The sequence below is a fragment of the Salinivibrio sp. SS2 genome, from assembly GCF_001722075.1.
In the GTDB taxonomy this organism is placed as follows: Bacteria; Pseudomonadota; Gammaproteobacteria; order Enterobacterales; family Vibrionaceae; genus Salinivibrio; species Salinivibrio proteolyticus.
This window is the reverse complement of record NZ_MEBP01000053.1, coordinates 1-23,160: the sequence shown is the minus strand read 5'-3', so window position 1 is coordinate 23,160 and position 23,160 is coordinate 1. Positions and strand designations below refer to the sequence as shown.

General features: G+C 49.4%; 23 protein-coding genes. 10 read left to right on the top strand and 13 right to left on the bottom strand.

The window, feature by feature from the left end; all coding sequences use genetic code 11:
• Positions 1–8: 8 nt before the first annotated feature.
• The 3 genes from BGK46_RS02655 to BGK46_RS02650 all read right to left on the bottom strand — a co-directional run bounded on the left by BGK46_RS02655 (position 9) and on the right by BGK46_RS02650 (position 1,706).
• A complete protein-coding gene (locus BGK46_RS02655) occupies positions 9–326 on the bottom strand; it encodes a hypothetical protein (protein WP_069586916.1) in 318 nt (105 codons plus the stop codon).
• A gap of 124 nt (positions 327–450) precedes the next feature.
• A complete protein-coding gene (locus BGK46_RS17945; protein WP_256369738.1) occupies positions 451–576 on the bottom strand; it encodes a hypothetical protein in 126 nt (41 codons plus the stop codon).
• Positions 577–800: 224 nt separating this feature from the next.
• Entirely contained in the window at positions 801–1,706 is a 906-nt protein-coding gene (locus BGK46_RS02650; protein WP_069586915.1) for an endonuclease/exonuclease/phosphatase family protein, read from the bottom strand.
• Positions 1,707–2,018: 312 nt separating this feature from the next.
• Between BGK46_RS02650 and nrdD the strand changes: the two genes are divergently transcribed.
• The 3 genes from nrdD to BGK46_RS02635 all read left to right on the top strand — a co-directional run bounded on the left by nrdD (position 2,019) and on the right by BGK46_RS02635 (position 5,929).
• Positions 2,019–4,160: an anaerobic ribonucleoside-triphosphate reductase gene (nrdD, locus tag BGK46_RS02645; RefSeq protein WP_069586914.1), complete on the top strand. Its 2,142-nt coding sequence runs from the start codon at positions 2,019–2,021 to the stop codon at positions 4,158–4,160.
• Positions 4,161–4,169: 9 nt separating this feature from the next.
• A complete protein-coding gene (nrdG, locus tag BGK46_RS02640) occupies positions 4,170–4,667 on the top strand; it encodes an anaerobic ribonucleoside-triphosphate reductase-activating protein (RefSeq protein WP_069586913.1) in 498 nt (165 codons plus the stop codon).
• A 74-nt stretch (positions 4,668–4,741) separates the two neighbouring features.
• Positions 4,742–5,929, top strand: coding sequence for an aromatic amino acid transaminase (locus BGK46_RS02635; protein WP_069586912.1), 1,188 nt, complete (start codon positions 4,742–4,744; stop codon positions 5,927–5,929).
• Positions 5,930–6,084: 155 nt separating this feature from the next.
• On the opposite strand, the gene murP is transcribed toward BGK46_RS02635, so the two are convergent.
• Positions 6,085–7,539 (bottom strand): PTS N-acetylmuramic acid transporter subunit IIBC, encoded by a 1,455-nt coding sequence (murP, locus tag BGK46_RS02630; RefSeq protein ID WP_069586911.1) that lies wholly within the window; start codon positions 7,537–7,539, stop codon positions 6,085–6,087.
• Between the two features lie 28 nt (positions 7,540–7,567).
• On the bottom strand, positions 7,568–8,470 hold the full coding sequence (gene murQ / locus BGK46_RS02625; RefSeq protein ID WP_069586910.1) for an N-acetylmuramic acid 6-phosphate etherase: 903 nt from the start codon (positions 8,468–8,470) through the stop codon (positions 7,568–7,570).
• A 236-nt stretch (positions 8,471–8,706) separates the two neighbouring features.
• On the opposite strand from murQ, the gene BGK46_RS02620 reads away from it, so the two are divergent.
• Complete coding sequence (locus BGK46_RS02620; RefSeq protein ID WP_069586909.1) at positions 8,707–9,558, top strand: SIS domain-containing protein; 852 nt, start codon at positions 8,707–8,709, stop codon at positions 9,556–9,558.
• A gap of 164 nt (positions 9,559–9,722) precedes the next feature.
• On the opposite strand, the gene BGK46_RS02615 is transcribed toward BGK46_RS02620, so the two are convergent.
• The 5 genes from BGK46_RS02615 to BGK46_RS02595 form a co-directional block, all read right to left on the bottom strand.
• On the bottom strand, positions 9,723–11,000 hold the full coding sequence (locus BGK46_RS02615) for an NRAMP family divalent metal transporter (RefSeq protein ID WP_084781217.1): 1,278 nt from the start codon (positions 10,998–11,000) through the stop codon (positions 9,723–9,725).
• 122 nt (positions 11,001–11,122) lie between these two features.
• On the bottom strand, positions 11,123–12,088 hold the full coding sequence (locus BGK46_RS02610; protein ID WP_069586908.1) for a biotin-dependent carboxyltransferase family protein: 966 nt from the start codon (positions 12,086–12,088) through the stop codon (positions 11,123–11,125).
• The gene (gene pxpB, locus BGK46_RS02605; protein WP_069586907.1) at positions 12,085–12,831 is read right to left on the bottom strand and encodes a 5-oxoprolinase subunit PxpB; all 747 of its coding nucleotides are present in this window, start codon (positions 12,829–12,831) and stop codon (positions 12,085–12,087) included. The genes BGK46_RS02610 and pxpB overlap by 4 nt, the downstream gene beginning before the upstream one ends.
• Positions 12,828–13,583 (bottom strand): 5-oxoprolinase subunit PxpA, encoded by a 756-nt coding sequence (locus BGK46_RS02600; RefSeq protein ID WP_069586906.1) that lies wholly within the window; start codon positions 13,581–13,583, stop codon positions 12,828–12,830. The genes pxpB and BGK46_RS02600 overlap by 4 nt, the downstream gene beginning before the upstream one ends.
• A gap of 35 nt (positions 13,584–13,618) precedes the next feature.
• Positions 13,619–14,434 carry a putative hydro-lyase gene (locus tag BGK46_RS02595; protein WP_069586905.1) on the bottom strand — a complete coding sequence of 272 codons (816 nt, stop codon included), beginning with the start codon at positions 14,432–14,434 and terminating at the stop codon, positions 13,619–13,621.
• A gap of 171 nt (positions 14,435–14,605) precedes the next feature.
• Between BGK46_RS02595 and BGK46_RS02590 the strand changes: the two genes are divergently transcribed.
• On the top strand, positions 14,606–15,499 hold the full coding sequence (locus BGK46_RS02590) for a LysR family transcriptional regulator (protein WP_084781216.1): 894 nt from the start codon (positions 14,606–14,608) through the stop codon (positions 15,497–15,499).
• A 143-nt stretch (positions 15,500–15,642) separates the two neighbouring features.
• Here BGK46_RS02590 and ylqF read toward each other — a convergent pair whose 3' ends face one another.
• Positions 15,643–16,587: a ribosome biogenesis GTPase YlqF gene (ylqF, locus tag BGK46_RS02585; protein WP_069586904.1), complete on the bottom strand. Its 945-nt coding sequence runs from the start codon at positions 16,585–16,587 to the stop codon at positions 15,643–15,645.
• A gap of 291 nt (positions 16,588–16,878) precedes the next feature.
• On the opposite strand from ylqF, the gene BGK46_RS17965 reads away from it, so the two are divergent.
• The gene (locus BGK46_RS17965; RefSeq protein WP_069586903.1) at positions 16,879–18,192 is read left to right on the top strand and encodes a methyl-accepting chemotaxis protein; all 1,314 of its coding nucleotides are present in this window, start codon (positions 16,879–16,881) and stop codon (positions 18,190–18,192) included.
• A 67-nt stretch (positions 18,193–18,259) separates the two neighbouring features.
• On the opposite strand, the gene BGK46_RS02575 is transcribed toward BGK46_RS17965, so the two are convergent.
• Positions 18,260–19,159, bottom strand: coding sequence for an NAD(P)-dependent oxidoreductase (locus BGK46_RS02575; RefSeq protein ID WP_069586902.1), 900 nt, complete (start codon positions 19,157–19,159; stop codon positions 18,260–18,262).
• A 110-nt stretch (positions 19,160–19,269) separates the two neighbouring features.
• Here BGK46_RS02575 and BGK46_RS02570 point away from each other — a divergent pair, with 110 nt between their 5' ends.
• Positions 19,270–21,018, top strand: coding sequence for a bifunctional metallophosphatase/5'-nucleotidase (locus BGK46_RS02570; RefSeq protein WP_069586901.1), 1,749 nt, complete (start codon positions 19,270–19,272; stop codon positions 21,016–21,018).
• Positions 21,019–21,112: 94 nt separating this feature from the next.
• Positions 21,113–21,253, top strand: a complete 141-nt coding sequence (locus tag BGK46_RS17560; protein WP_158011292.1) for a hypothetical protein — start codon at positions 21,113–21,115, stop codon at positions 21,251–21,253.
• Here the strand turns inward: BGK46_RS17560 and BGK46_RS02565 are convergent.
• Positions 21,246–22,190 carry a hypothetical protein gene (locus BGK46_RS02565; RefSeq protein WP_069586900.1) on the bottom strand — a complete coding sequence of 315 codons (945 nt, stop codon included), beginning with the start codon at positions 22,188–22,190 and terminating at the stop codon, positions 21,246–21,248. The genes BGK46_RS17560 and BGK46_RS02565 overlap by 8 nt on opposite strands.
• A gap of 338 nt (positions 22,191–22,528) precedes the next feature.
• Between BGK46_RS02565 and BGK46_RS17555 the strand changes: the two genes are divergently transcribed.
• Positions 22,529–22,702 carry a hypothetical protein gene (locus BGK46_RS17555; RefSeq protein ID WP_167315127.1) on the top strand — a complete coding sequence of 58 codons (174 nt, stop codon included), beginning with the start codon at positions 22,529–22,531 and terminating at the stop codon, positions 22,700–22,702.
• Positions 22,703–22,823: 121 nt separating this feature from the next.
• Positions 22,824–23,160 (top strand): transposase (locus BGK46_RS02560; protein ID WP_139130718.1); only part of this gene is annotated, 337 nt, incomplete at its 3' end.

The following is a 23,160-nucleotide window of genomic DNA, read 5'->3' as shown; positions in this document are numbered from 1 at the left end:
GATAATCGCTAGCCGAGGCGGTCTTCAACCATTTGTTGGTTGTCAGTGGCATGTTCACGGTACAGGCTAACCGAGACGACTAACACTTCTTCTTGTGTGTCTTCGTTAATATGTTCAATCACGAAAAAGTCTGCGTCTTGATCTTGAACGCCACGCTCTGCTAAACGCAGCACATCTTCTTGAATGTTTCCTTGGATCTCGATATTGGCGGTCTTCTCAAAATCCCCAAAATCGAGGGTGGATTTGGCAATCAATTCCGGCGCAGCAAATGCATTGAAAGAAAGCAGTGAAGCAAAAAGCATGGACATCGAGAGGATTTTTTTCATGACGCATCGTTAAGTCGGTGGATTTGCTGACAACCTAGCAAAATGGCGGCGGGAACGTTGTCAGCGCTGCGTTAAAACTGAAAGATTCGTACGTCACTGCTGACGAGTGACGCAATGATATCCGCTAGCGGGATGCGTCTTCTACATCATCGCTAAATACGTCGTCTTCCTCGAAGCCGGTAGCATTGCCGAGATGGTCGGCAAGCAGATCGTCATCGGTTGGGATCACGTGCTGTTGTAATGTATCCATGATGGTTCTCCTTGTGCTGCGCCTGTTTTCAAGGCTTAGCGGTTTCCCCTTTTAGTTTGCACATGGCAGTTAGCTGACTCAGGGTGCCAGATGACAGGCTGCGTCTTTTTACTAACTGACCACATTAAACGATTTAGATGCTTGATTGCCATCAGTGTATTCAGTCTATGGCGGCTCGATGTCAGTATTGTGACAAGTTAACCACAGCAATGATGTGCTTTGGGTTAACGTAGCGACGTTGCTGGCGGAGTGAACTGCGCCACAACGGGACAATGGTCACTTAAACGGTAACGCATCACGGTATGGTAATCAAAGTGATGCTGGTAGCTGTATTGCCACTGCTTGACCAAAGGTTCACTGACTAAGATGTGATCCACCAAGCGGTTATACATGACTTGATTCCACGATTGGGTTCGATGGTTGTACCGTCTTGCCTTGCAACGCGCTCGGACAGACGCGGTGACGTTTATTAAATGGGGCGGTGTGGGGGACTTTTCAACCAGACGCGCCTGAAAATCTCGCCAAACGGCATCATCACTCTCACCAATGTAGCGATTAAAATCGCCCGCGACAACGACGTGTTCGCCCGCATGATGACGATCACTCACCCAATCGGCTAGAACGCGCATCTGCTTGTTAAGTTTATCGCAGCTTCGGGTGCCTTGTGATTGATGAAAACAACCTGATTTCAGATGGACAGACAGCATATGAAACGGCGCTTGGTCAGGGGGCGTAATAATCACGTAGGTGGCGTAGCGTAGCGCTGGGACACCAAAAAAGCTGGGTAACGCGATCGCGCGAAGATCTTTTGGATTCGAAACGGTCCATCCATTGCGTACCGCAATGCCAGTCAGTTGTTGACTATTGGGCTTATCACGCAACGCGGGGTAGCGGTCAGAAAAGTAATAGGTGTATTGATCGCTGGGAACCACGCGAGCAAGTGCCGCCGGGCTATCAACTTCTTGAAACGCGAGCACGTCTGGCGAGAGCTGTTCAAAAACCGAGGCGAGTTGATGGTAGTCTTCGTCACCACGATCTCCAGCGCGTTGATCGCCTTTTAGGGTTAACCATTCAAAGTTCCATGTTGCTATCGTCAGCGCAAAGCTCGGGCACGTTACCGCCCAAAGCATCACTACGATTCCAAACCGCCGGATCACAGTGGCGTAAACCTCAATTATGACTTCATAACTGTGATCTTACTTGAAGCCTGTAAGTCACATTTGATCGAACCCACAAAATGCGGACAAGGTTTGATTTTAACTAACAAAAGTCACAACAATTCATCACAACATTGATGACCTTGTACGCGTTTATTCCTCCGAATTTCTCTATTCGAAACTTCGATGATCTGTATCAACACAATGGCGACCCCACTTGCTATTAAATGCCACATCTTGTGTTGTTTGCTAGGTTTAAAACCAATATATGGTGATGGAGGGCATATGCCAGCGGTAATAAAGCGCGACGGAACACGCGTCTCATTTGATGCAGACCGGATTGTTCAAGCGGTAACTTGTGCGCGAGAATCGGCACAGCGTGCGCAGGGGACGCGTTCGTGTTCGTTATCGGATCAGGCGATTCGATCATTGGCCGATAAGATCGCAACCCAGTTCGCTGGCGAGAAAGAAGTGGATATCGACCACATTCAATATGCCGTGGAAGATGCGCTAATGTCTGGGCCGCATAAAGCGGTTGCACGTGCCTACATTGAGTATCGTCACGATCGCGATATTGCGCGTGAACGCCGTGGCCGATTGAATCACGAAGTGCAAGGCTTGGTAGGACAAACGAACACCGAGCTGTTGCACGAAAATGCCAATAAAGATAGCAAAGTGATCCCAACTCAGCGGGATCTGCTGGCCGGTATTGTCGCCAAGCACTATGCCAAACAACATATGCTACCCAGTGCGGTGGTACGTGCGCATGAATCGGGAGAAATCCATTATCACGATCTCGATTATGCGCCTTTTTTCCCGATGTTTAACTGTATGTTGATTGACTTGGCGGGCATGTTGCAAAAAGGCTTTAAGATGGGTAATGCGGAAATTGCGCCGCCAAAGTCCATCTCGACTGCAACCGCGGTAACGGCACAAATTATCGCGCAAGTGGCCAGTCATATTTATGGTGGCACCACGATCAATCGTATCGATGAAGTGCTGGCACCCTATGTCGAAGCCAGCTATCACAAACACCTAAAAGTGGCGCAAACCTGGTCCATTGCCAAGGCGGATGAATACGCCATGGCACGTACCGAAAAAGAATGCTTCGATGCGTTTCAGTCGTTGGAGTATGAAGTGAACACCTTGCATACCGCCAATGGGCAGACGCCATTTGTGACGTTTGGCTTCGGACTCGGACAAAGCTGGGCCGCTCGTGCGGTGCAACGAGCCATCCTTGCCAATCGTATTGCGGGCTTGGGCGAAAATCGCAAAACGGCAGTTTTTCCTAAACTTGTGTTTTGTATTCGCGAAGGGCTCAACCGTCATCCTTCAGATCCGAATTACGACATCAAACAGCTTGCGTTGGAGTGTGCGTCCAAACGCATGTATCCCGATATTCTCAACTATGAGCAAGTCGTTCAGGTAACAGGCTCTTTTAAAACACCCATGGGATGCCGCAGCTTTTTAAGCGCTTATCAAGAAAATGGTGAGTGGGTCCACGAAGGACGCAATAATTTGGGGGTAGTCAGTGTTAATTTACCCCGATTGGCGATTGAGGCTGAAGGCGACGAAGAGACATTCTTTGCGCGCCTAGATGCGACGCTTAATATTGCCCGCCAAGCCTTGGATACCCGTATCGCACGTTTCAAAGGGGTGAAGGCCCGTGTTGCGCCGATTTTGTACATGGAAGGGGCCTGTGGCGTGCGTCTTAATGCGGATGATGACGTGAGCGAGATTTTTAAAAACGGTCGCGCATCTGTCTCCTTAGGGTATATCGGACTTCATGAGACCATCAATGCTCTATACGGCAGTGAGCCTCATCTTTACGACAGCGTGATTAAACAGAAAAAAGCCAAGGCAATAGTCGCGTATTTACATGATGCGACGGAGCGCTGGAAAGAGGAAACGGGTTACGGCTTTAGTTTGTACAGCACACCGAGTGAAAACCTGTGCAGTCGTTTTTGCCAACTCGATACTAAAGCCTTTGGGATGATTGAAGGGGTCACAGATAAAGGCTACTACACCAACAGTTTCCACTTGGACGTGGAAAAGCAGGTGACGCCCTACGACAAGATTGATTTTGAAATGGATTATCCACGCTTGGCAAACGGCGGATTTATTTGTTACGGCGAGTACCCCAACATGCAGCACAACATCGAAGCGCTCGAGAATGTGTGGGACTATAGCTACACACGTGTGCCTTACTATGGGACCAATACGCCTATTGATGAGTGCTACGAGTGCGGATTTACAGGGGAATTTGATTGCACCAGTAAAGGGTTTACCTGCCCTGCATGCGGCAACCATGATCCCGCCAAAGTATCGGTCACGCGCCGTGTCTGTGGTTACTTGGGCAGTCCTGATACGCGGCCATTTAATCCGGGTAAACAGCAAGAAGTGATTCGTCGCGTCAAACACATGTAGGAGAGGGGCGTGAACTACCACAAATATATTCCTGTCGATGTCGTGAATGGTCCCGGCACACGGTGCACATTGTTCGTCTCGGGTTGTGAGCATCAGTGTCGTGGTTGTTACAATAAATCAACATGGTCGCTTACCAGCGGCCATCCATTCACGGACTTAATGTGTGAGCAAATCATGCACGATCTCACGGATAACCGTGTTCCAAGGCGTGGTTTATCACTGAGTGGTGGTGATCCCCTGCATCCTGCGAATCTCGCCGGTGTAAAATTATTGTTACAAAAAGTAGCTAGGCATGCACCAGACAAGGATGTTTGGCTATGGAGTGGCTATACCTTGACGGAGCTCTCGCCGGAACAACAAGCAATATTGGCTTACGTTGATGTGCTGATTGATGGGAAGTTTATACAATCTCGCGCCGATCCTAACTTAGTCTGGCGAGGGAGTGACAACCAATGCGTACACTTTTTGTCCGAGCGAGCCCAGCAGTGGCAAGAGAATCAGCGCTGAGAGGTTGCCAATTTTCCCGCATGGGGTAGGGTATTACGTATCTTGAGCATCCAAGCCTAAAAGGACGTAATACTATGTTAGATCTGCTCTCGCCTGCCCAGCAGGATCCGATCCTCTCTTTGTCATTGGCATTTCGTGACGATCCTCGTGAGCACAAAATGGATTTGGGCATTGGTGTATATCGTGACAGTCACGGGCAAACACCGATTATGCAAGCGGTTAAAACCGCGCAGCAATCATTGGCGCAAAGCCAGCAAACCAAGGCCTATGTTGGTCTTGCCGGCAATGAAAACTTCAACCAAGCCATGATTGATCTACTGCTGAAGGGAACGGATGCTTACCATCGCTGTGCCGCGGTACAAACGCCGGGTGCGAGCGGTGCGTTGCGGATGCTGGCTGACCTGATGCATCTCGCCAAGCCGGTGACTACGGTATGGCTGACTGACCCAAGCTATGTGAACCACAAACCTGTCATGGAAGCGGCAGGCCTAACGGTCAAGTTCTACCCGTATTTCAATCGAGACACCAAAATGGTGGATACCGATGCCATGCTGAATGCATTGTCGCAAGCCGGCGCTGACGACGTGGTGTTGCTGCATGGGTGTTGCCATAACCCAACGGGGGCGGACATTAGCCTGAAAGAGTGGGAAGCCATCACTGAGCTGGCTAATCGTAATGGCTTTACCCCGTTTGTGGATATTGCGTATCAAGGATTTGGGGATGGCGTAGATGAAGATGCGCGTGGTCTACGTGTGTTAGCCGATAACGTTGAAGAGATGCTGATTGCCACCTCTTGCTCGAAAAGCTTTGGCCTCTATCGTGAGCGCACCGGTGCTGCCATTGTGGTGGGTAAATCCGCCAAGGAAGCGCAAAATGCCAAAGGGCGTATTTTGCAACTGGCGCGCAGCACCTACACCATGCCACCGGATCATGGGGCAGCGATCGTCGAAACCATTCTCACCGACGACGCCCTCACGAAGCAGTGGCGCGAAGAAATCGAAGCGATGAACACGCGCATTAACCGCCTGCGTGAAGGCCTGACGGCAGCGTTGCGCGATCGAACCGGTGATGGCTACTTTGACTTTATTCAACAGCACCGTGGGATGTTCTCTGTGTTGGGATTGAGCTCAGAGCAAGTCAATCAACTGCGTGATAAGCATGGTGTGTATGCGGTTGGAGATAGCCGCATCAATATTGCCGGCTTAGCGGAGCGCCATATTGATATACTGGCCGATGCGCTGGTGGACGTAACGCGTTCTTAATTGAGCGCGGGTTGTATAACGGAAGAGGGCTTTTAGCGCATATTGCTAGGCCCTCTTTTTTTGTCAGTGTAAAACGCGCACGCGGACGTAGAAAAAGGTGCGCCCTTGAGGAAGACAAGGGCGCAAGCTGGTTCATGTGGATGGGGGATGATGAACTAGCTTAAATCGACATCTTTACAGCCAAAGAAGTATGTCGCGAGAAAGCCAACCACATAAGCGATAAGCAGTCCGGCAACAAAGACTAGCATGCCCGGGAAAATGCCGCTATCTGACGTCATCAACGGGATCGCTACGATACCAGAAGGACCGAATACTGTGTTCAAACCAACTGGCAGACCTAAGTACGATACCAGGCCGATAAAAAATCCGCCGGCTGCGCCACCAATACATGCTGTCACAAAGGGCTTCACGCGAGGTAAGGTCACGCCATAAATTAGTGGCTCACCAATACCGAGCAGACCAGGAATAATCGCGCCTCTCACTTGGGTGCGCAGTAGCGCATCTTTCTTCGCTTTGAAATACAGCGCCATGGATGCACCCACTTGACCACCACCCGCCATTGCGAGAATAGGGAACAGCGAATTAAAGCCTTGGGCCTCCATCAACGCGAAGTACACAGGGACGAATCCTTGGTGAATACCGAATACCACTGAAATCAGGAACACGCCGGCTAAAACCGCAGCACCTAACGGGTTATCGTTTAAGTTAAGGAACAGCCAAGACATCGCTTTGAATAGCTCGCCGCCGATCGGCATGATCAACAAGAAGGTCACCGCACCCATGATAAATAGGGTAATGAGCGAGGTTAAAATCATGTCGAGATCGTCTGGCATATACTTGCGAACCTGACGTTCCACTTGCGCACCGACAATGGCTGCGATCAATACGCCAATAATGTTGCCGCGAGGATCGATCGTCATGCCAAAAAACTCACTCATCCCCGAGTAGATCCCCGAGCTGGCGTCGGGGTCATAGCCCAACACAAATAAAGACGCGAGAATGGCACCATTGACGCCCGAACCACCAAACGCTTGCTGGGCGTTGTAGCCGAGTAAGATACTCAGAAACGCGAACAAGCCTTTGCCAAATACTTGCATATACGCGATCAAATCGACCACAAAAGGACTCGGGGTTTGGCCCAGTACAAACATCTGCTCTAACAAGGTCGCAAATCCAAGCATCAATCCCGCGGCAATAAAGCCGGGGATCAGTGGCGTGAATATGGTGGCAAACTTACTCAGAAAGCGTTGAATAGCGCTGGTTTGTTTGCTTTTTAGCTGTTGTTTTTGCTCGGCCGCCAGTGTAGCCAGATCTGGCTGTGTCGCAGCTGACGTTTCGTCACCACTGACGGTCAAGGATTCAAGAAGCTGATTCATCATCTCCGCCGCTTGTTGTGCTTTACCGGGGCCGAGAATGATTTGAAACTGCTCATCGCTCTCGACTACCCCCATAACGCCGGGGATTGTTTTGAGAACAGACTGGTCAGCCAAACTGTTATTGGCAAGGGATAACCGCAGTCTTGTCATACAGTTACCACATCGACTGATATTGCTGCTCCCTCCAACGGCGGACAGCAGTTGCGCGACGGTATTTGCAGTGATTTTGGCCATGGGGGCGATCCTCTGGAGCTAAAAATAGTTAATCACGATGGAGGGCTGCACGAATAAAACCGTTGTGCTCGGTGAGGCGAGTTTTTGCTTGCTCGGCATCTAAGTCGGCCAAAATCATCAAGATGGCAGTTTTGCAATGACGATCGCATGCGCAGAGGGCTTGTTCTGCTACCGCTTTTGAGGCACCGGTAGCTTCCACGACAATATTGATTTGGCGTTGGATCAGTTTGGCGTTAGTGGCTTCAACATCAACCATCAGGTTACCAAACACTTTACCGCTGCGGATCATTGCTCCGGATGTCAACATATTGAGGACGAGCTTTTGCGCGGTACCGGCTTTCATGCGCGAAGAGCCGGTGACGACTTCAGGCCCCACGATGGGCAGAATGGCAACATCTGCCGCCTCAGCCATTTGGCAATGAGGATTACAAGCAATCGATGCTGTCATGGCGCCAATGGTTTTCGCATAGGCTAATCCGCCGAGTACATAGGGTGTACGTCCGCTCGCCGCAATGCCGACAACCACATCTTTATCGGTTAGGTTGAGTGACTGTAAATCGTCTTGGCCAAGTTGCTCGTTATCTTCCGCGTTTTCCACCGCCTTTAAAATGGCTTGATGGCCACCCGCGATAAGCCCAATGACTTGATCCGGATGTGTGCCATAGGTGGGAGGACATTCGCTGGCATCCAAGATACCCAAGCGGCCAGATGTTCCCGCACCCATGTAGATTAAGCGTCCGCCGTGTGCAAATGCATGCGTAATTGCATCCACCACTTGCGCAATTTGTGGCAAGACGGCTTTTACCGCAAGCGCCACTTTTTGGTCTTCATCGTTGATCACTTGTAGCATTTCGACCGTTGAAAGTGTGTCTATCTCTGCACTGGCCGGGTTGCGGCTTTCTGTGACCAATCCGCTTAAATCAATTGTCATGCTTTGTTCTCACATCAGCTGTTATTTGACGGCGATTCTATGGAATAAAATATTCCAATATAGTGATCAAAATCACTGTTATGGTTATTCTTTATACACGGAGACTCTGGAATAATGTCGATAATATTTGGGATGAATGGCGCTTAATTTGCAGGTGAATGATGCTTTTTCAGCAGTTTAGGGGTATTCGATGTAATTCTAATGTTGGAATAATTTATTTATGGCGTTGAGGCGTTATGTCAATTATCAATAAAATTTTAGCTCGGCGGACACAATTGTCGCAGCAGGGGTGCCTGATTGGCGATTGGATTATCGCGCATCCAGAGAAAGCGGCGCAGCTAACGAGCCAAGCACTGGCTAAGCAGGTGGGGGTGAGTCAATCGAGCATTGTGAAATTCAGCCAAAAAATGGGTTACAAAGGATACAGTGAGTTCAAGTTGGCGCTGAATGAAGAGATTGGCCGTAAGCAAGTGATGCAATCGACACCAATGCACAGTGATATTTTGGCTGATGATCCCATGACGGTGATTTCCCAAAAATTAGTGAAAGCGAAAACGGAGGCCATGTTTCAAACCACCAATGCCCTTTCTTATGAAGCCTGTCATCAAGCGGTAGCGTGGCTTAATGGAGCACGTCGGGTACAAGTGGTGGGGATTGGCAGTTCGGCGCTGACTGCGAAAGATCTGAGTTTTAAATTATTGAAACTAGGGATCACGGCGCTGTGTGAACAAGACAGTCATGTACAAATTGCCGTCGCGCGCACATTGGGGGTGGATGACGTGCAAATTGTCATTTCATTTTCGGGGGAACGAAAAGAGATTTTAGTCGCCACGGAGGCGGCTAAGGAACAAGGTGCCAAGGTGATCGCTTTATTAGGACCCGGCCGAAGTCGTATCAGACACATCGCAGACATTACGTTCGATACCATTGCTGACGAAACCAAGCATCGCAGTTCGTCTATTGCGTCCCGTACGGCGCAAAATGTGATCACAGATTTACTGTTTATCAGTTTGGTGCAACAAAGAGATGAGAGCGCTCGGCAATTGATCAGTGATATTTCTTCCGATATTAAACAAATCTTATCGTGATCTAATAAATGCGATAGCGTGATCACTGGGTTGTTCTATCGATAAGTGCTTGCCTTTTTGGCACGCCGACGAATACAAAGGCCTAGATCGCAAGCTAGACCTTTGTTGGCGGTCGGAGATTCCTCATAGAGAAAACTTTCAATGAGGGGCTTTTCTATGCGGCGTTATTTGAGAAACATGGTATACAGCGTATAAACGCTCATGGCGGCCATCATTGCTGTAATCAACCAACCTACAACCGACATCCAAACAGGATGTTCATAGTGACCGATGACGGTTTTTTTACGCGCGGCAATCAGCATAGTGCCAAGGGTGACGGGCAGAATAAAACCATTCAGTGCACCCGCAATAATCAGGAGCGTGACCGGTTTGCCCACAAAACAGAAGATCAGTGAGGAAGCCACAATAAAACCAATGATGCAGGCGCTTGAGTGCTTCTCAATCATTGGGTGCAGAGTTTTGAGGAAAGAGACTGAGGTATACGCCGCCCCGATAACTGAGGTGATGGCTGCCGCCCAAAGCACCATACCAAAGAGCTTATAGCCGATATGCCCTGCTGCATGCTGAAACATAGAAGCAGGTGGATTGCTTGGATCCAGTATCACGCCCTGGCTGATGACACCGAGTGCCGCCAGAAACAGGACGATACGAACCAGAGAAGCGAGGCTGATGGCTGAAATCGAGCCTCGGTTGACCTGTGGCAGGGCCTCTTGGCCGGTGACTCCAGCATCAATCAGGCGGTGTGCGCCGGCAAAAGTGATATATCCACCAACCGTACCTCCGACGAGTGTCACGATAGCAATCACATCGACATTTTCTGGCCAGACAGAGCGATAGAGTGCTTCACCGACAGGGGTTTCGGTGGAGAAGAGTACATATAGTGTCATGGCAATCAGCGCACCTCCCATCAGAATGGTAAAGCGGTCCATGATTTTACCGGCGTCTTTCAATAGGAAGATAGTGACGGCGATAACCGCACTGATGGCAGCGCCGACAATCGGTGACAGGGAGGGGAATAGCACATTCATGCCCATGCCAGCCCCGCCAATGTTACCGACATTGAATGCCAATCCACCGAGAGAAACGGCACCTGCAATGGCAAAACCGAGTCCCGGTAGTAGCTCATTGGCAATATCCTGAGCGCGTTTTTTGGCCACGACGATGACACGCCAGATATTAAGTTGCGCACCGATATCGAGCAGGATGGACACTAAAATGACGAAGCCAAAACTGGCCCCAAGGGTTTGAGTAAAGACAGTCGTTTGGGTCAGAAAGCCGGGACCAACGGCAGAGGTTGCCATTAGGAAAGCGGCGCCCATAATAAGCGACCAGTTAAAGCCGGAACGTGATTCTGACTGTGTTATTGAATGGGGTTTGGTCGACGCAGATGTCGTTGATGCTGACGATCTGCCTGTCTGGGTGATTACTTTTTCTGATGCCATCCGTCTACTCCTGTATTGAAAGGCCCATATCCGCTGGGCAATGTATGATGTTTACCTTAGTGTGCGTCTCTGTCTCTGTAATCAGTGAGCTCGCTGACGTACTCCTAATTAAGGGCGCCTTTTTACTTCGCTTGACTCAACCGTTGCTCAGCATATTTTTTGCCGACGTATCCGTGAAAAAAGTGATGCTCAATCATGCGCTCGGCCTCGGCTTGATAAAGATCTTTTTCAATAAAACGAACGGTTGTCCCCGGTTGGCACTGAGCAAGCTTACTCAGATCCCTTGCTGTGACGCAGCCGATTTTGGGATAGCCCCCAATCGTCTGACGATCCCGCATCAGGATGATCGGTTGCCCGTCGGCGGGGATCTGGATTGCACCCAGCGCGATCCCTTCAGAGATCAAGCTGGTGGTCTGACATTGAATAGCAGCACCGGACAGGCGATAGCCCATGCGATCAATCTTCGGCGTGACGGTAAATTCACTACTGAAAAAACGCTTGCGCTCGGCGTGAGCAAACAATTCGTATTGGTAGCCGGGAATGACACTTAGGATCAGCGGTTGACCGTAGTCAGGAATGAATTTCTCCGGTACTCTGCGCGTTGGTATTGGAGGCGTTACCTTGTATTGCAGGCGATCCTGCGTCATCAATTTGTCACCTTGACGGCTGAAACCGCCTAACCCGTCACGCATAACCGTGGCACAGCTATTGAGAACGCCAGTGACTTTAAACCCCTCTTTGACTGCGAGGTACGAACGCATACCGGTTCGTGCGCCGGGTAATGAAAGTTGATCACCGGCACGAACACGAAGGCTTTGCCAAGAGGCAACCGCCTTGCCGTTAAGGCGAGCATTCATATCTGCCCCGGTCAATGCAATCGTCGTATCTGCGTAAAATTCGCAACTAAATTGCCCCATCGCAATCTCGATTTGTGCTGCGTTTAACGGGTTATCCAGCAAGCGGTTTGCCCATAAAAATGCATGTTCGTCCATTGGCCCACCGGGGCTGACGCCAATATGCTGATGGCCGTGACGACCTAAATCCTGAACCAGACTCAATGGCCCGGGTGTCAATACATATAATGTCATGCCACCTCCCAGACGGGTTTAGCCGCTGCGCGCAGTTCTGCGCGGCGATATTCTTCCTCTGCAATGCGCCCACCCAATACCAGAAATTCATCCCGGTTGATTGGAGTGAACTTGACCTTGGCACCCATCTCGAACACGGTCAGATTTTCCCGCTGATAATCGATCAAATCGATGGGGGTACGACCGATGATCTGCCAGCCACCTGGGGACACTTTCGGATAGATGGCCGTTTGTTGATCAGCCAGTGCCAGACTGCCTTTAGGAACTTGGGCGCGTGGTGTTTGTTTGCGAGGTATATGAATACGTGAGTCCGTATTGCCGAGATAAGCGAACCCCGGTGCAAAACCGATCGCATAGACTCGGTATATCGTGCTGGCATGGATGGAGATGATTTGGTCAAAATCCAGTTCGGTGTGGCGACAGAGCGTATCAGCATCAAGGGAAACTTCCGGTCCGTAGTAGACAGGTAGCTCGATCATCGGGCTCGCATTGGTCTCGATATACTGCTGCTCAGCGATAGACAGGGCTTTTTTAATCAGCGCTGTAAAATCACGCTGACCAATGGCCATCAGGTCGAACGTCACCAGAATAGAGGTATACGAAGGGATAAGGTCAACCAGATATTGTTCTAGCTCTGCGTGTAATATTGGCAGCACTGCGGCGATGCGATCAGCGGTTTCTGGACTGGCTTGATTGGCAAAGTACACCATCAAAGAATTTTCATTAACTGGCATGATAGTCATAAGGTGACTCCGTATGAGTTACCAAGCGCTAATAAATTACGGAGTAGCTGAGCGGTGGGCAGCGCCAATGGCGTATCGCCATGTATACACAGGGTATTGGCATAGATAGGGATGATCTGACCATCAAGGGTTGTCACGCTTTTTTCCTCGATCATCTGGCGAGCTTGACGACGGATTTGCGATAGTTCGTGATAACTTGAGCCCGCTACAGTGCGTGGCACGAGTCGCCCATCTTGGTCATATGCACGATCCACAAAGGCTTCAAACATTACTTGAATGCCGTGATCAGCAGCAAGGGATTGATATTTTTCATAATTAGGGACCGCCATCACCACCAATGGCAAAGACGGTGCGGCTTTACTCATCGCTTTAACCAGCGTGGTAAAGACCTCATCGCTTTTCATCATGGTGTTATAAAGTGCACCGTGAGGCTTTACGTAACTCAGAACGACAGATTCGCTGTGACAGATGGCTGCCAGCGCCCCAACCTGATAGATAAAAAGGGCAGACAATGTATCTGAGCTCATGGCAATGTCACGGCGGCCAAAGCCTTGCAGATCAGCATAACCGGGATGCGCTCCTACACTTACCTGATGCTGCTTAGCCAGCCTGACGGTATTGAGCATTACCGTGGGATCAGAGGCATGCATACCGCACGCAATATTCGCCATATCCAGATAAGGCATAACCTGTTCATCATTGCCCATTTTCCAGAGACCAAAGCTCTCGCCCATATCACAATTGATTTTCATACGGTTTCCTCCCTGACTCGACGCGTTGAAAAGTCTTAAAGCACTGACAGTGCATTATTCAGCAAATTAGTGATCAGCATTTTGCCCGGTGCATGAGTGATACAAATTGGTGGTTTACTGTGGCGAATCACATTCTGTGGGGTCACGCCGCAAGCCCAGAACACTGGTACTTCGCCGTCGAAGATATCTACCGCGTCGCCATAATTTGGCGTGTTGATATCACTGATGCCAATGGCAGCCGGAGTGCCGAAGTGAACAGGCGCACCGTGTGCCTTCGGATAACGGCTAGTAATTTGAATGGCTCGGATCGCGTCTTGAGGTGTGAAGGGGCGCATAGAAACCACCAAGTTCCCTGAAAAGCGACCGGCAGGCTGGCAGGCGATCTGGGTGTCATACATGGAGACATTGTGACCTTGCTCGATATTACGAACGGTCAGGCCAGATTGAACAAGAGCGTCTTCGAAAGAGAAGGAGCAACCAAGAATAAAAGCCACCAGATCATCACGCCAATGCTCGCTTAGATCCGCCACCGAGGTATCAAACTGGCCGTTATAAAAAACATGGTATTCTGGGGCATGACGGCTGATGTCTATATCGGCGCCGATGTCGTTTAAAAACGGGCAGCCTGGCTCTGTGACACCAATGAGTGGGCAAGCTACCGGATTTCTCTGGCAAAACAGTAGAAAATCATTTGCCCAGTCAGCCGGCAGTATGACGAGGTTGGCTTGTAGGTAGCCGGGCGCCAATCCGCTCGTGGAACCGGTATAAGCATTCACGCCTATTTTCTGACGAAGCTCGGCAAGGGGCAGCGCTTGCGGAACAAAGGGCTCTTTTCTTCCTGAGACTAACATCCGGATCCCTCCGTGGTTCTTACTATGTAAAGACTTGGTAACAATAAGTCTTCTTGTGATAATGTCTATTCTTGATTTTTTGGTTTATGTGATAAATAAAATTTATCGACCAGAGATGTCTTCTATATTTACTTGCTACTCATCGGGATTTTGGGTGAAGGAAAAGCGGCAATGTTGAACCTAAAACAGCTAGAAACATTTGTATGGATTGCAAATCTCGGCAGTTTCCGGCAAGCGGCGGAGCATCTGTGTACCACACAGCCAGCTATTTCTACCCGGATTGCGAATTTGGAGCAGGCGCTAAACACGACGCTGTTTTACCGTGAGGGCGGAGTGGTATCGCTGACAGCCAAAGGAAGAGAGTTACTGCCTCTGGCGGAGAAAATCCTTGCCAGTACTGAACAGCTGAAATACAAAGCGGATTTGGCAAAAGCTTTATCCGGAATGTTGCGTATTGGGGTGTCTGAGACGCTGATTCATACTTGGTTACCGGATTGTCTGAAGCTGATACATCAGCAGTTACCGGATGTGGAAGTTGAGTTGATAGTCGATTCAACGGTGAATTTGCGCAAAGAACTACTGGCGCGTAACGTAGATATTGCGTTGTTATTGGGACCAATCGCGGAGCCATCGGTTATCAATCAGGCGATTTGTGATTATCCACTTTACTGGGTAGCCAGTCCTGATTTACTTGCTAGCCCGCAGGCTAAAGCAGAAGATTTTGCGCAGTGGCCTATTATTACCTATGCACGCAATACAACCCCGTACCATGAAATATCGCGTCATTTTAAGCAAGATAAGGGACTCGCCGTACGTTTTTACTCTGCTAGCTCTTTGTCAGCCAGCGTGCGACTGGTCGAAAAAGGCGTCGGTATCGCATCGTTGCCGAAAGAAGTGATCCGTGATCAATTGGCTTGTGGCCAATTAGTGCTGCTTGACGCTGACTGGCAACCCAGTCCGTTGCGATTTACGGTATCGTACATCAATGCGCCTGCCAGTTTATTGATTGAACAGGCTGTCGGTCTGGTCATTCAAGCGCGCAATGCGTTTGACCAAATCGGCTGAGACCAACGGCTTTGTGTTTCCCAGTATTTTATGAATGCCCGTGTTTTATGAATGCTAGAGACTAAAGAGATAAGGCCCGATGCAATCGGGCCTTATTGTGTGCGGATTCTCCGGCATCTAACAAGGTAGATGCGGGATAGTGTTTAGCGTTTATTCTTTAAATAGCGCTTACGCCGTGCTTCTTTGTTCGCCGCTTTTTCTGCCTCGCGGCGTGCGGTTTCTTCTTCCACTTGCACTAATTCAGTTTCAATCATATCGGGCGCTTCCAGAGTGATACCTCCTAACGCGCCGGCACGGAGGTCGTGAAGCAGGATTTCTGACGCTTTATGAATATCGACTCGCCCGCCAGCACGCAAACAACCGCGTTTCGCACCAATCGCTTCCATCAACTCGATTTCAGTTTCGGGTAAATCGTCCAGCTGATAGCGCTCTTGCAGACGCTCTGGATAGGCGCTGGCTAGGTACTCGACGGTGTAAAACGCCACTTCGTCGTAGTCCATCGCCGTGTCTTTAACGGCGCCGGTTGCCGCGAGGCGAAAACCGCTATGTGGATTCTCTACTTTTGGCCATAGAATTCCCGGTGTATCCGAAAGCACTACGCCATTTTGCAAGTTAATTCGCTGCTGCTGGCGCGTGACAGCGGGCTGGTTACCTGTTTTAGCAATTACTCGACCGGCAAGGCTGTTGATGATGGTTGATTTCCCCACATTAGGGATCCCCATGATCATCGAGCGAATGTTTTTGCCCATGGCTTCGCGATGAGGAGCAAGCGCGCGACACCGCTCCATGATTCGATTGACTTCACTTTGCTGCTGCGTGGTGATGGCCATAGCAGAAACGCCTTGTTCTTGTTCTAGGTGTGCCATCCAGATATCTGTCATGGCAGGATCAGCAAGATCGCGTTTGTTCAGTACTTTGATAACAGGCTTATCGCCACGTAGTGTGCGGATCAGCGGGTTCTCGCTACTAAAGGGAATGCGTGCGTCGAGTACTTCGATGATCACATCGATCTTAGGAACGACTTCTTCGATTTCTTTCCGCGCCTTGTGCATATGGCCCGGAAACCATTGAATCTTATTATTAACCATTTGAAAAATTGCCTTTTCTCATCCGCAGTCACTCGCGGACAGCGTTTTATCTTTTATACGTTTTCGAGTGACCGTCATGTTTGCTCGTCATCCTATCATTTTTTGAGACAAAAGCAGGAGTAGAAAGCGGTTGCGGAGATGTATCGTCGTTCTATGTACACAAATGAATACAAATAAGGTCAGACGTGAAAGCTTTGCTAGACTAAATTTGTTTGTGTGGGCGGTTGTGCCAAGTGATGTAGAACATCGCTCATTTTCTGGTTAGCCACTTTGCTAAGAGAGAAGGCGACTATGTTGCGATGGAATAAAAGTAAGAGTCTGACAGAGAGCGAAATCACGGTATTACAGCAAAAGTACAATGCGATATGGGACGGTAATGCTGTCATCGAGTTTGAACCAGATGGCACAATTATTCGGGCCAACGAGAACTTTCTCGGTGCAGTGGGCTATCGCTTGGATCAAATTCAGGGACAGCATCACCGAATGTTCTGTCCGCCTCATGTTGCCAACCACCCAGACTACGGCTTGTTGTGGCAGAAAGTTCAGCAAGACGAGAACTTCTCCGGCATCTTTGAGCGCATTGATGCGCAGGGGAACACGTTATGGCTAGAAGCCAATTATTTTCCTGTGCGAGATGAACAAGGAAAGGTGATCAGTGCCATCAAGATCGCCGCGGATGTGACGCAACGAAAGCAGGAAGCCGATAAAACGGGTTCAATCATGCAAGCACTCGATCGCTCACAAGGGGTGGTGGAGTACGATATTGATGGAACGATAAAAACGGCTAATCGCAATTTTCTCTCGCTAGTGGGGTATCAGGCTGACCAATTGCAGGGTAAGCCTCACAGTGTGTTGTGCGAAAGTACCTTTAATAAGGAAAACCCGCAGTTTTGGTCTCAACTTGCCCAAGGACAGTTTCAATCTGGACTGTATCGTGTGCTCTCAAAAACCGGTGACATTATTTGGGTCGAAGGAAGCTATAACCCGATACGAGACGGTCAAGGAAATATCATCAATGTGATTCAGTTTGCGCGCGATGTCACTCAACGCATTGAGCGAGAGCAAGAGATTCAGTGCACCATTAAGGAAGCATCGGAAATTGCTAGTAGTACGTCTGAGCAAACGGCACAGGTCTGCCAAGAGGGGCTTAACTATTTGCAAGAAGCGCTCAAGACATCAGCATTGATTGCACAGCAGGTTGGCCAAGCCACCGTCAGCATTGAAAAGTTAAATGCGCAGTTTGCTGATATTGAAAAAATCGTCCACACCATTCGTGATATCGCAGAGCAAACCAATTTACTCTCACTGAACGCAGCGATTGAGGCTGCGCGCGCAGGTGAGCAAGGGCGGGGATTTGCTGTTGTTGCCGATGAGGTGCGCCAGCTATCGCAAAGGACCAGCGCCTCAACCAGCGAGATTGCTAATGTCGTTGAAAATAACCGTAGCCATATTGAGGCAATACGAATATCGATACAAGAAGCTCAAGGCACATCAGATACGGGGAAAGATAAAATCGAGCAGGTTGCGGCATCGATGGAAGAAATTGAGCGCGGTGCGCAGTCTGTCTCGTCGATGGCGACAGAGCTGATCCAACTGCAGCAATAAGAGGCTCAGGAGAAATACCGCAGTGCCTGGCTCTACACATGCTTGAGCCAGACACGCTCAGCGCGGTTTAGGATTGGCTGGAATGATCGTCCGAATCAAATTGCTTGATTAAAACAGAGGTATCACAGCGGCCAAACCCGCGCTGTTGAAGTTGTGCGTAACGCTGATCAACTTGTTGGGTGAGAGGGAGATCCACGCCTAATTTGGCGGCTTCGTCTAAACAAAAGCCAAGGTCTTTGCGCATCCAGTCAATGGCAAAACCGAAATCAAACTGATCGTCTGCCATGGTGTGGGCGCGGTTGCTCATCTGCCACGAGCCTGCTGCACCGTGCTGGATGGCGCTAATCATTTTGTCGATATCTAAATTGGCCGACTGGGCAAATGCGATCGCTTCTGACAAGCCCTGCAAAACGCCCGCAATACAAATTTGATTGGCCATTTTACAGCGCTGTCCACTGCCATGGGGGCCAATGTGCTGGCTTGCTTTGGCGTAAGCGCGCATGACAGGTTCAACACGTTCAAAAACGGATGGCTCACCACCAACCATAATGGTCAATGCGCCATTTTCCGCGCCTGCTTGTCCGCCCGACACAGGAGCATCTAAAAATTGGATACCCTGTCGGCCACAGACGTCGGCGAGCTCTAAGGCCAGTTCGGCTGATGTCGTGGTATGATCGACCAGCACACTGCCTTTTTTCATGTTGGCAAGTACACCTATATCGCCATACACGACACTGCGCACATCGTCATCGTTACCGACGCACATAAAAACAATATCGGCGTGAGCGGCAGCCTCCGCTGGTGTCGTACCGAAGGCCCCTTGATATTGTTCTGACCAGTGTTCTGCTTTGGCCGTTGTGCGGTTATAGACAGTGGTTGGAAAGCCATTTTTTTGTAGATGTCCGGCCATGGGAAACCCCATGACGCCTAGGCCAATAAAAGCCACGGAAGGAGTTTGAGTTGTCATATAGCATCCTTGTTGTTATATGAGCGATAATTTATCAGAAACTTAACCTGATTTGTTCCTTCAGATGATAATCTTGTACCATCACATTTTGTGTTGTAACACGGATTACTATGACAGCACCTCAATCTATCGCTTTAACCATTGCACACATCAACGACACCCACTCGCATTTTGAATCGACACCTGTTTCGCTGAGCTTGGATAGCACACAGACGCGTGTTTATGCGAACTGCGGTGGCTTTGCACGTATTGCATCTGCCGTTAAGCGTTTTCGTGCTGAGGCGGACCAGAAAGGCCACGCTTTCATGTTCTTGCATGCGGGGGATTGCTTTCAAGGTACCTTGTACTATTCCCTATTTAAAGGGCAAGCCAATGCCGATATGCTCAATCAGCTGGGCATTGATGCGATGGCAATCGGGAATCATGAGTTAGATCAGGGTAATGGTCCGGTTGCTGATTTTCTTGATCGTATTACCTTTCCCTTGCTGGCCGGCAATTGGCACGTTGCCAATGAAGCTGCAGACAAAGAAAAGCGCGTCAGTGAAAAGCCCGCGTTATTGCCGTATTTGCCCGAACAGAAACGCGCCAGCGTGATGATCAAGACGATAGCGGGGCGTAAAGTGGGTATTTTTAGTCTTGCGGTCGAGCAAATGGCTGCACTGGCTAACCCTGATCATGACACGCCCTTTTTGCCCGCGACAGAAATTGCCAAAAACACGGTGGCATACTTGCGTTCGCAAGGGGTCGGTACCGTGATCCTGCTCAGCCACTTAGGGTATGACAAAGATAAATCATTGGCTGAATCTGTCTCTGGCATTGATGTGATTGTGGGTGGGCACACCCACGTCCTGCAGGGTGATTTTCAAAACATTGGCCTCGACAACCAAGACCCTTACGGTTATCGAGTGAATGATACCTGGATTGTCCAAGCTGGTTGCCACGCTCAGGCAATTGGACGTTTTACGTTAACGCTAGATGCTAAAGGGCGCCCGACCCAATTTGAGGGGCAAAACTATTTATTGTTAGGCCGCAGTTTGGCGATGGATGCGTCGCGTGAGCATAAACTGACCGCTTCTTCATACCAAGCGGCACGTGACTATTTGAACCAACAGCAAAATCTTCTGATTTTGCCGAGTGATCTCACCCTCAAGCAGTATTTGCAGCAAACTTACCGCCCTCGGGTAGCACAGTTAGAAAGTGACATTGTCACGTATGTCCCGCAGCGGTTGCGTCATGTTCGCGTGCCGGATCAGCAAGGCGGCAGTGATGTCGCGCCATTGGTGACGGAAAGCTTTCTATGGGCGGCGCGTGAGCAAGGTATCGAGGCAGATTTTGCCATTCATAATGCCGGTGGCGTTCGGGTGAGCTTAAATGCAGGTCCGCTCTCTGCCGCACTTATCGCTGGTTCGTTACTTCCGTTTGCGATTGATGTGATTGCGTATCGGGTAACTGGCGCGCAAATCCGCAATGCGCTGGAAGGTGCGATTAATAATGCCACGGATAATGGGGTGATTGGACTCGGTTCGGGCAGTTTTCCCTATTGTGCCGATCTGCGCTATCGCTATGAAGCATGGCAGCCAATGGGCGGGCGCATCACCCAATTAGACATTAAGCGCGGTCAGCACTGGATTGCGATTGACGATGAGCGCCAATACGTTGGTGTGTCATCTTCATATACCGCGCAAGGTAAAGAGGGCTACGATGCACTTCAAACCGGGCGTCGTCGCTCGATTGGTTTATCGATGGCAGAATGCTTCATGCAGTACACGCGAGCTCAAGATGTATTGCAGCTCCCTGACCAGCCTTTGGTGTGTTATCTCGCATCACCTCAGCAGGGCGATAGCTGCTGGCAATCATAATCACTTACTTGGCCCATCCCTTGCTTACTATCAGATGAAGGGTAACCACGGCACTTTGTTGCCGCAAGGTTAAGTTTTCATCTCCATGGTCGATATGTATCTAGGAACGCAGTTTATCGGCACACGAATAGAAAGTGAGGTTCGTATGGAAATGCGTGATTGGTTCGATGTGGGTTTAATCACCTTTTGGCTACTCGCGTGGGCATCGTTAGTGTATTTCGTGCCCGTTATTTAAGCGAGTTATCCGTGGTGGCGTTGTGGGATGCGCGCTTTAAACGTACTCCCCAACGCACCAGTAACGGTTGTAAATAAATAGGTAGCTGAATGGCACCAATGAGAGGTAAAAATACCGGCCCCAATGCAGCGCCAGCTACTGTATAAGTGAGTAACACGTTACGATTTACGGCGGTGACTGCGGCAATCATGCTGGCTTCTTCCCCGTACCGCCGATAGATATAATACACAACTGCAAAGAAAAGCATGCATAATGCGACTGAAATTGCTAACAGCTCCAAGGCGTAACCGCTATCCTTCTGCCACATAGCGCCAATCGGACCCACCAAGCCCAGTGGAAAGCTAAACACCAATACAATCGTGAACTGCGCCAGTTTTCCATGAATACGTTTTAACTTCTCAGGCTTAATCCATGCATGAAATAGCGCGGCCATCCCCATCGGACCAAAAATAAAGATCACGAGCCTTGCGATATAACTGTGTAAGTCGAGTGAGAACGCTTCGCCACTCAATAGGCTGAGGTTGATAAAGAGTACAATGGGCATTAGCAAGGTTGACGCAATGGTGTATGCCATGGCGATTAATGCGTCCATTTCTAATGAGCGAATAATGGCAGGTGTCGCGAATAACGAGCCAGTGGCACAGATCCCGCTGATCGCGAGTAGCATGTTATCGGAGGCGCCCAGTCCCCATGCAATCGTACAGGTGATGATGGTCAGAGCTACGGCATGAACAAATGCGTAAAGCCAAACGCGCCATTGCCCGAGAGCCCTTACCAATAGGGACTGGTTGATCCCGAGTAAGGTAAATAACATTAATGCGAATAACACATAGGGCAGGTAGGGAAAAAGTGCCAATGAAAGGTGAGGAAACGCAAAACCGATTAAAGCGGCAATAAAAAGAAACAACGCAGAATGTCGAGCAAGAAATGCTAGCATGGACAGCACCCTAATCACATGTGTAACGGCAATGTTACCAGCTTTTTCCTGAAAGTGAGTAAAGTTTGTTCGTTTTCGTCGATTTATACGCAAAAAAGCCTGATATAGCATGTCGCAGAAGGCAGGTTCAGCAATCGACGTTGTTTAAAATCTGCCGTATCCCCCATTATTTATCCTAGCTCTTTATTTAACCGAAAATCAACAAAAGTCATTGCGGTGGATAGCCGTGTTTCGGATAAATAAAACTAATGCCTGGGTTGAATTATCATCAGTTTAGAATCTAAGTCACTGTTTCTATAATGCGCCGCGAGTGATTCAGAAAACAAAGCGAGGATCGTATGACAACTGTTACGGCAAACATGCCACGCACACGTCGATCTTACGCGGTGACAATCAAAGGACTGATCGCTCATGCCATGGATGTGTTGTTTACCAGCAACACCAATGCACATGCTTATGATGCAAGCCGTTTACCCGCACATTTGCAACGTGACATTGGCATAAACCGATAAGATGACCTGATAAAAACAAAGCGCCATATCATAACGATATGGCGTCAGACTGCTGACAAAGGTCTAGCTTTCGAGCTAGACCTTTGATCTAATAGGAGTGTTGCAATAGGGATGCTCCGGTATGCTTCAAGAACCTTCTCCACACCAATATGAACTTGAAATGGTGACGATGGAACAACTTGTTCCCAAAGACCATCTTGTTCGTAAAATCGACCGCGCCATCGACTTCGAGTTTATTCGAGATGAAGTCGCTCACCTTTATTGCAAAGATAATGGCCGTCCACCCGTTGACCCCGTTCGCTTATTTAAAATCATCCTGCTTGGCTATCTCTTCGGCATCAAAAGCGAGCGCCAGCTTGTTAAAGAAATTGAAGTCAACGTTGCTTATCGTTGGTTCTTGCGTATGTCGCTGACAGAGAAGGTCATCCATGCGTCCACGCTGAGCCATAACATCTCAT

Coding starts and splice junctions, on each gene's coding strand:
- BGK46_RS02655 (WP_069586916.1), bottom strand. CDS start 326: ATGAAAAAAATCCTCTCGATGTCCATGCTTTTTGCTTCACTGCTTTCT.
- BGK46_RS17945 (WP_256369738.1), bottom strand. CDS start 576: ATGGATACATTACAACAGCACGTGATCCCAACCGATGACGATCTGCTT.
- BGK46_RS02650 (WP_069586915.1), bottom strand. CDS start 1,706: ATGCTTTGGGCGGTAACGTGCCCGAGCTTTGCGCTGACGATAGCAACA.
- nrdD (WP_069586914.1), top strand. CDS start 2,019: ATGCCAGCGGTAATAAAGCGCGACGGAACACGCGTCTCATTTGATGCA.
- BGK46_RS02635 (WP_069586912.1), top strand. CDS start 4,742: ATGTTAGATCTGCTCTCGCCTGCCCAGCAGGATCCGATCCTCTCTTTG.
- murP (WP_069586911.1), bottom strand. CDS start 7,539: ATGGCCAAAATCACTGCAAATACCGTCGCGCAACTGCTGTCCGCCGTT.
- murQ (WP_069586910.1), bottom strand. CDS start 8,470: ATGACAATTGATTTAAGCGGATTGGTCACAGAAAGCCGCAACCCGGCC.
- BGK46_RS02620 (WP_069586909.1), top strand. CDS start 8,707: ATGTCAATTATCAATAAAATTTTAGCTCGGCGGACACAATTGTCGCAG.
- BGK46_RS02615 (WP_084781217.1), bottom strand. CDS start 11,000: ATGGCATCAGAAAAAGTAATCACCCAGACAGGCAGATCGTCAGCATCA.
- BGK46_RS02610 (WP_069586908.1), bottom strand. CDS start 12,088: ATGACATTATATGTATTGACACCCGGGCCATTGAGTCTGGTTCAGGAT.
- pxpB (WP_069586907.1), bottom strand. CDS start 12,831: ATGACTATCATGCCAGTTAATGAAAATTCTTTGATGGTGTACTTTGCC.
- BGK46_RS02600 (WP_069586906.1), bottom strand. CDS start 13,583: ATGAAAATCAATTGTGATATGGGCGAGAGCTTTGGTCTCTGGAAAATG.
- BGK46_RS02595 (WP_069586905.1), bottom strand. CDS start 14,434: ATGTTAGTCTCAGGAAGAAAAGAGCCCTTTGTTCCGCAAGCGCTGCCC.
- BGK46_RS02590 (WP_084781216.1), top strand. CDS start 14,606: ATGTTGAACCTAAAACAGCTAGAAACATTTGTATGGATTGCAAATCTC.
- ylqF (WP_069586904.1), bottom strand. CDS start 16,587: ATGGTTAATAATAAGATTCAATGGTTTCCGGGCCATATGCACAAGGCG.
- BGK46_RS17965 (WP_069586903.1), top strand. CDS start 16,879: ATGTTGCGATGGAATAAAAGTAAGAGTCTGACAGAGAGCGAAATCACG.
- BGK46_RS02575 (WP_069586902.1), bottom strand. CDS start 19,159: ATGACAACTCAAACTCCTTCCGTGGCTTTTATTGGCCTAGGCGTCATG.
- BGK46_RS02570 (WP_069586901.1), top strand. CDS start 19,270: ATGACAGCACCTCAATCTATCGCTTTAACCATTGCACACATCAACGAC.
- BGK46_RS17560 (WP_158011292.1), top strand. CDS start 21,113: ATGTATCTAGGAACGCAGTTTATCGGCACACGAATAGAAAGTGAGGTT.
- BGK46_RS02565 (WP_069586900.1), bottom strand. CDS start 22,190: ATGCTAGCATTTCTTGCTCGACATTCTGCGTTGTTTCTTTTTATTGCC.
- BGK46_RS17555 (WP_167315127.1), top strand. CDS start 22,529: ATGACAACTGTTACGGCAAACATGCCACGCACACGTCGATCTTACGCG.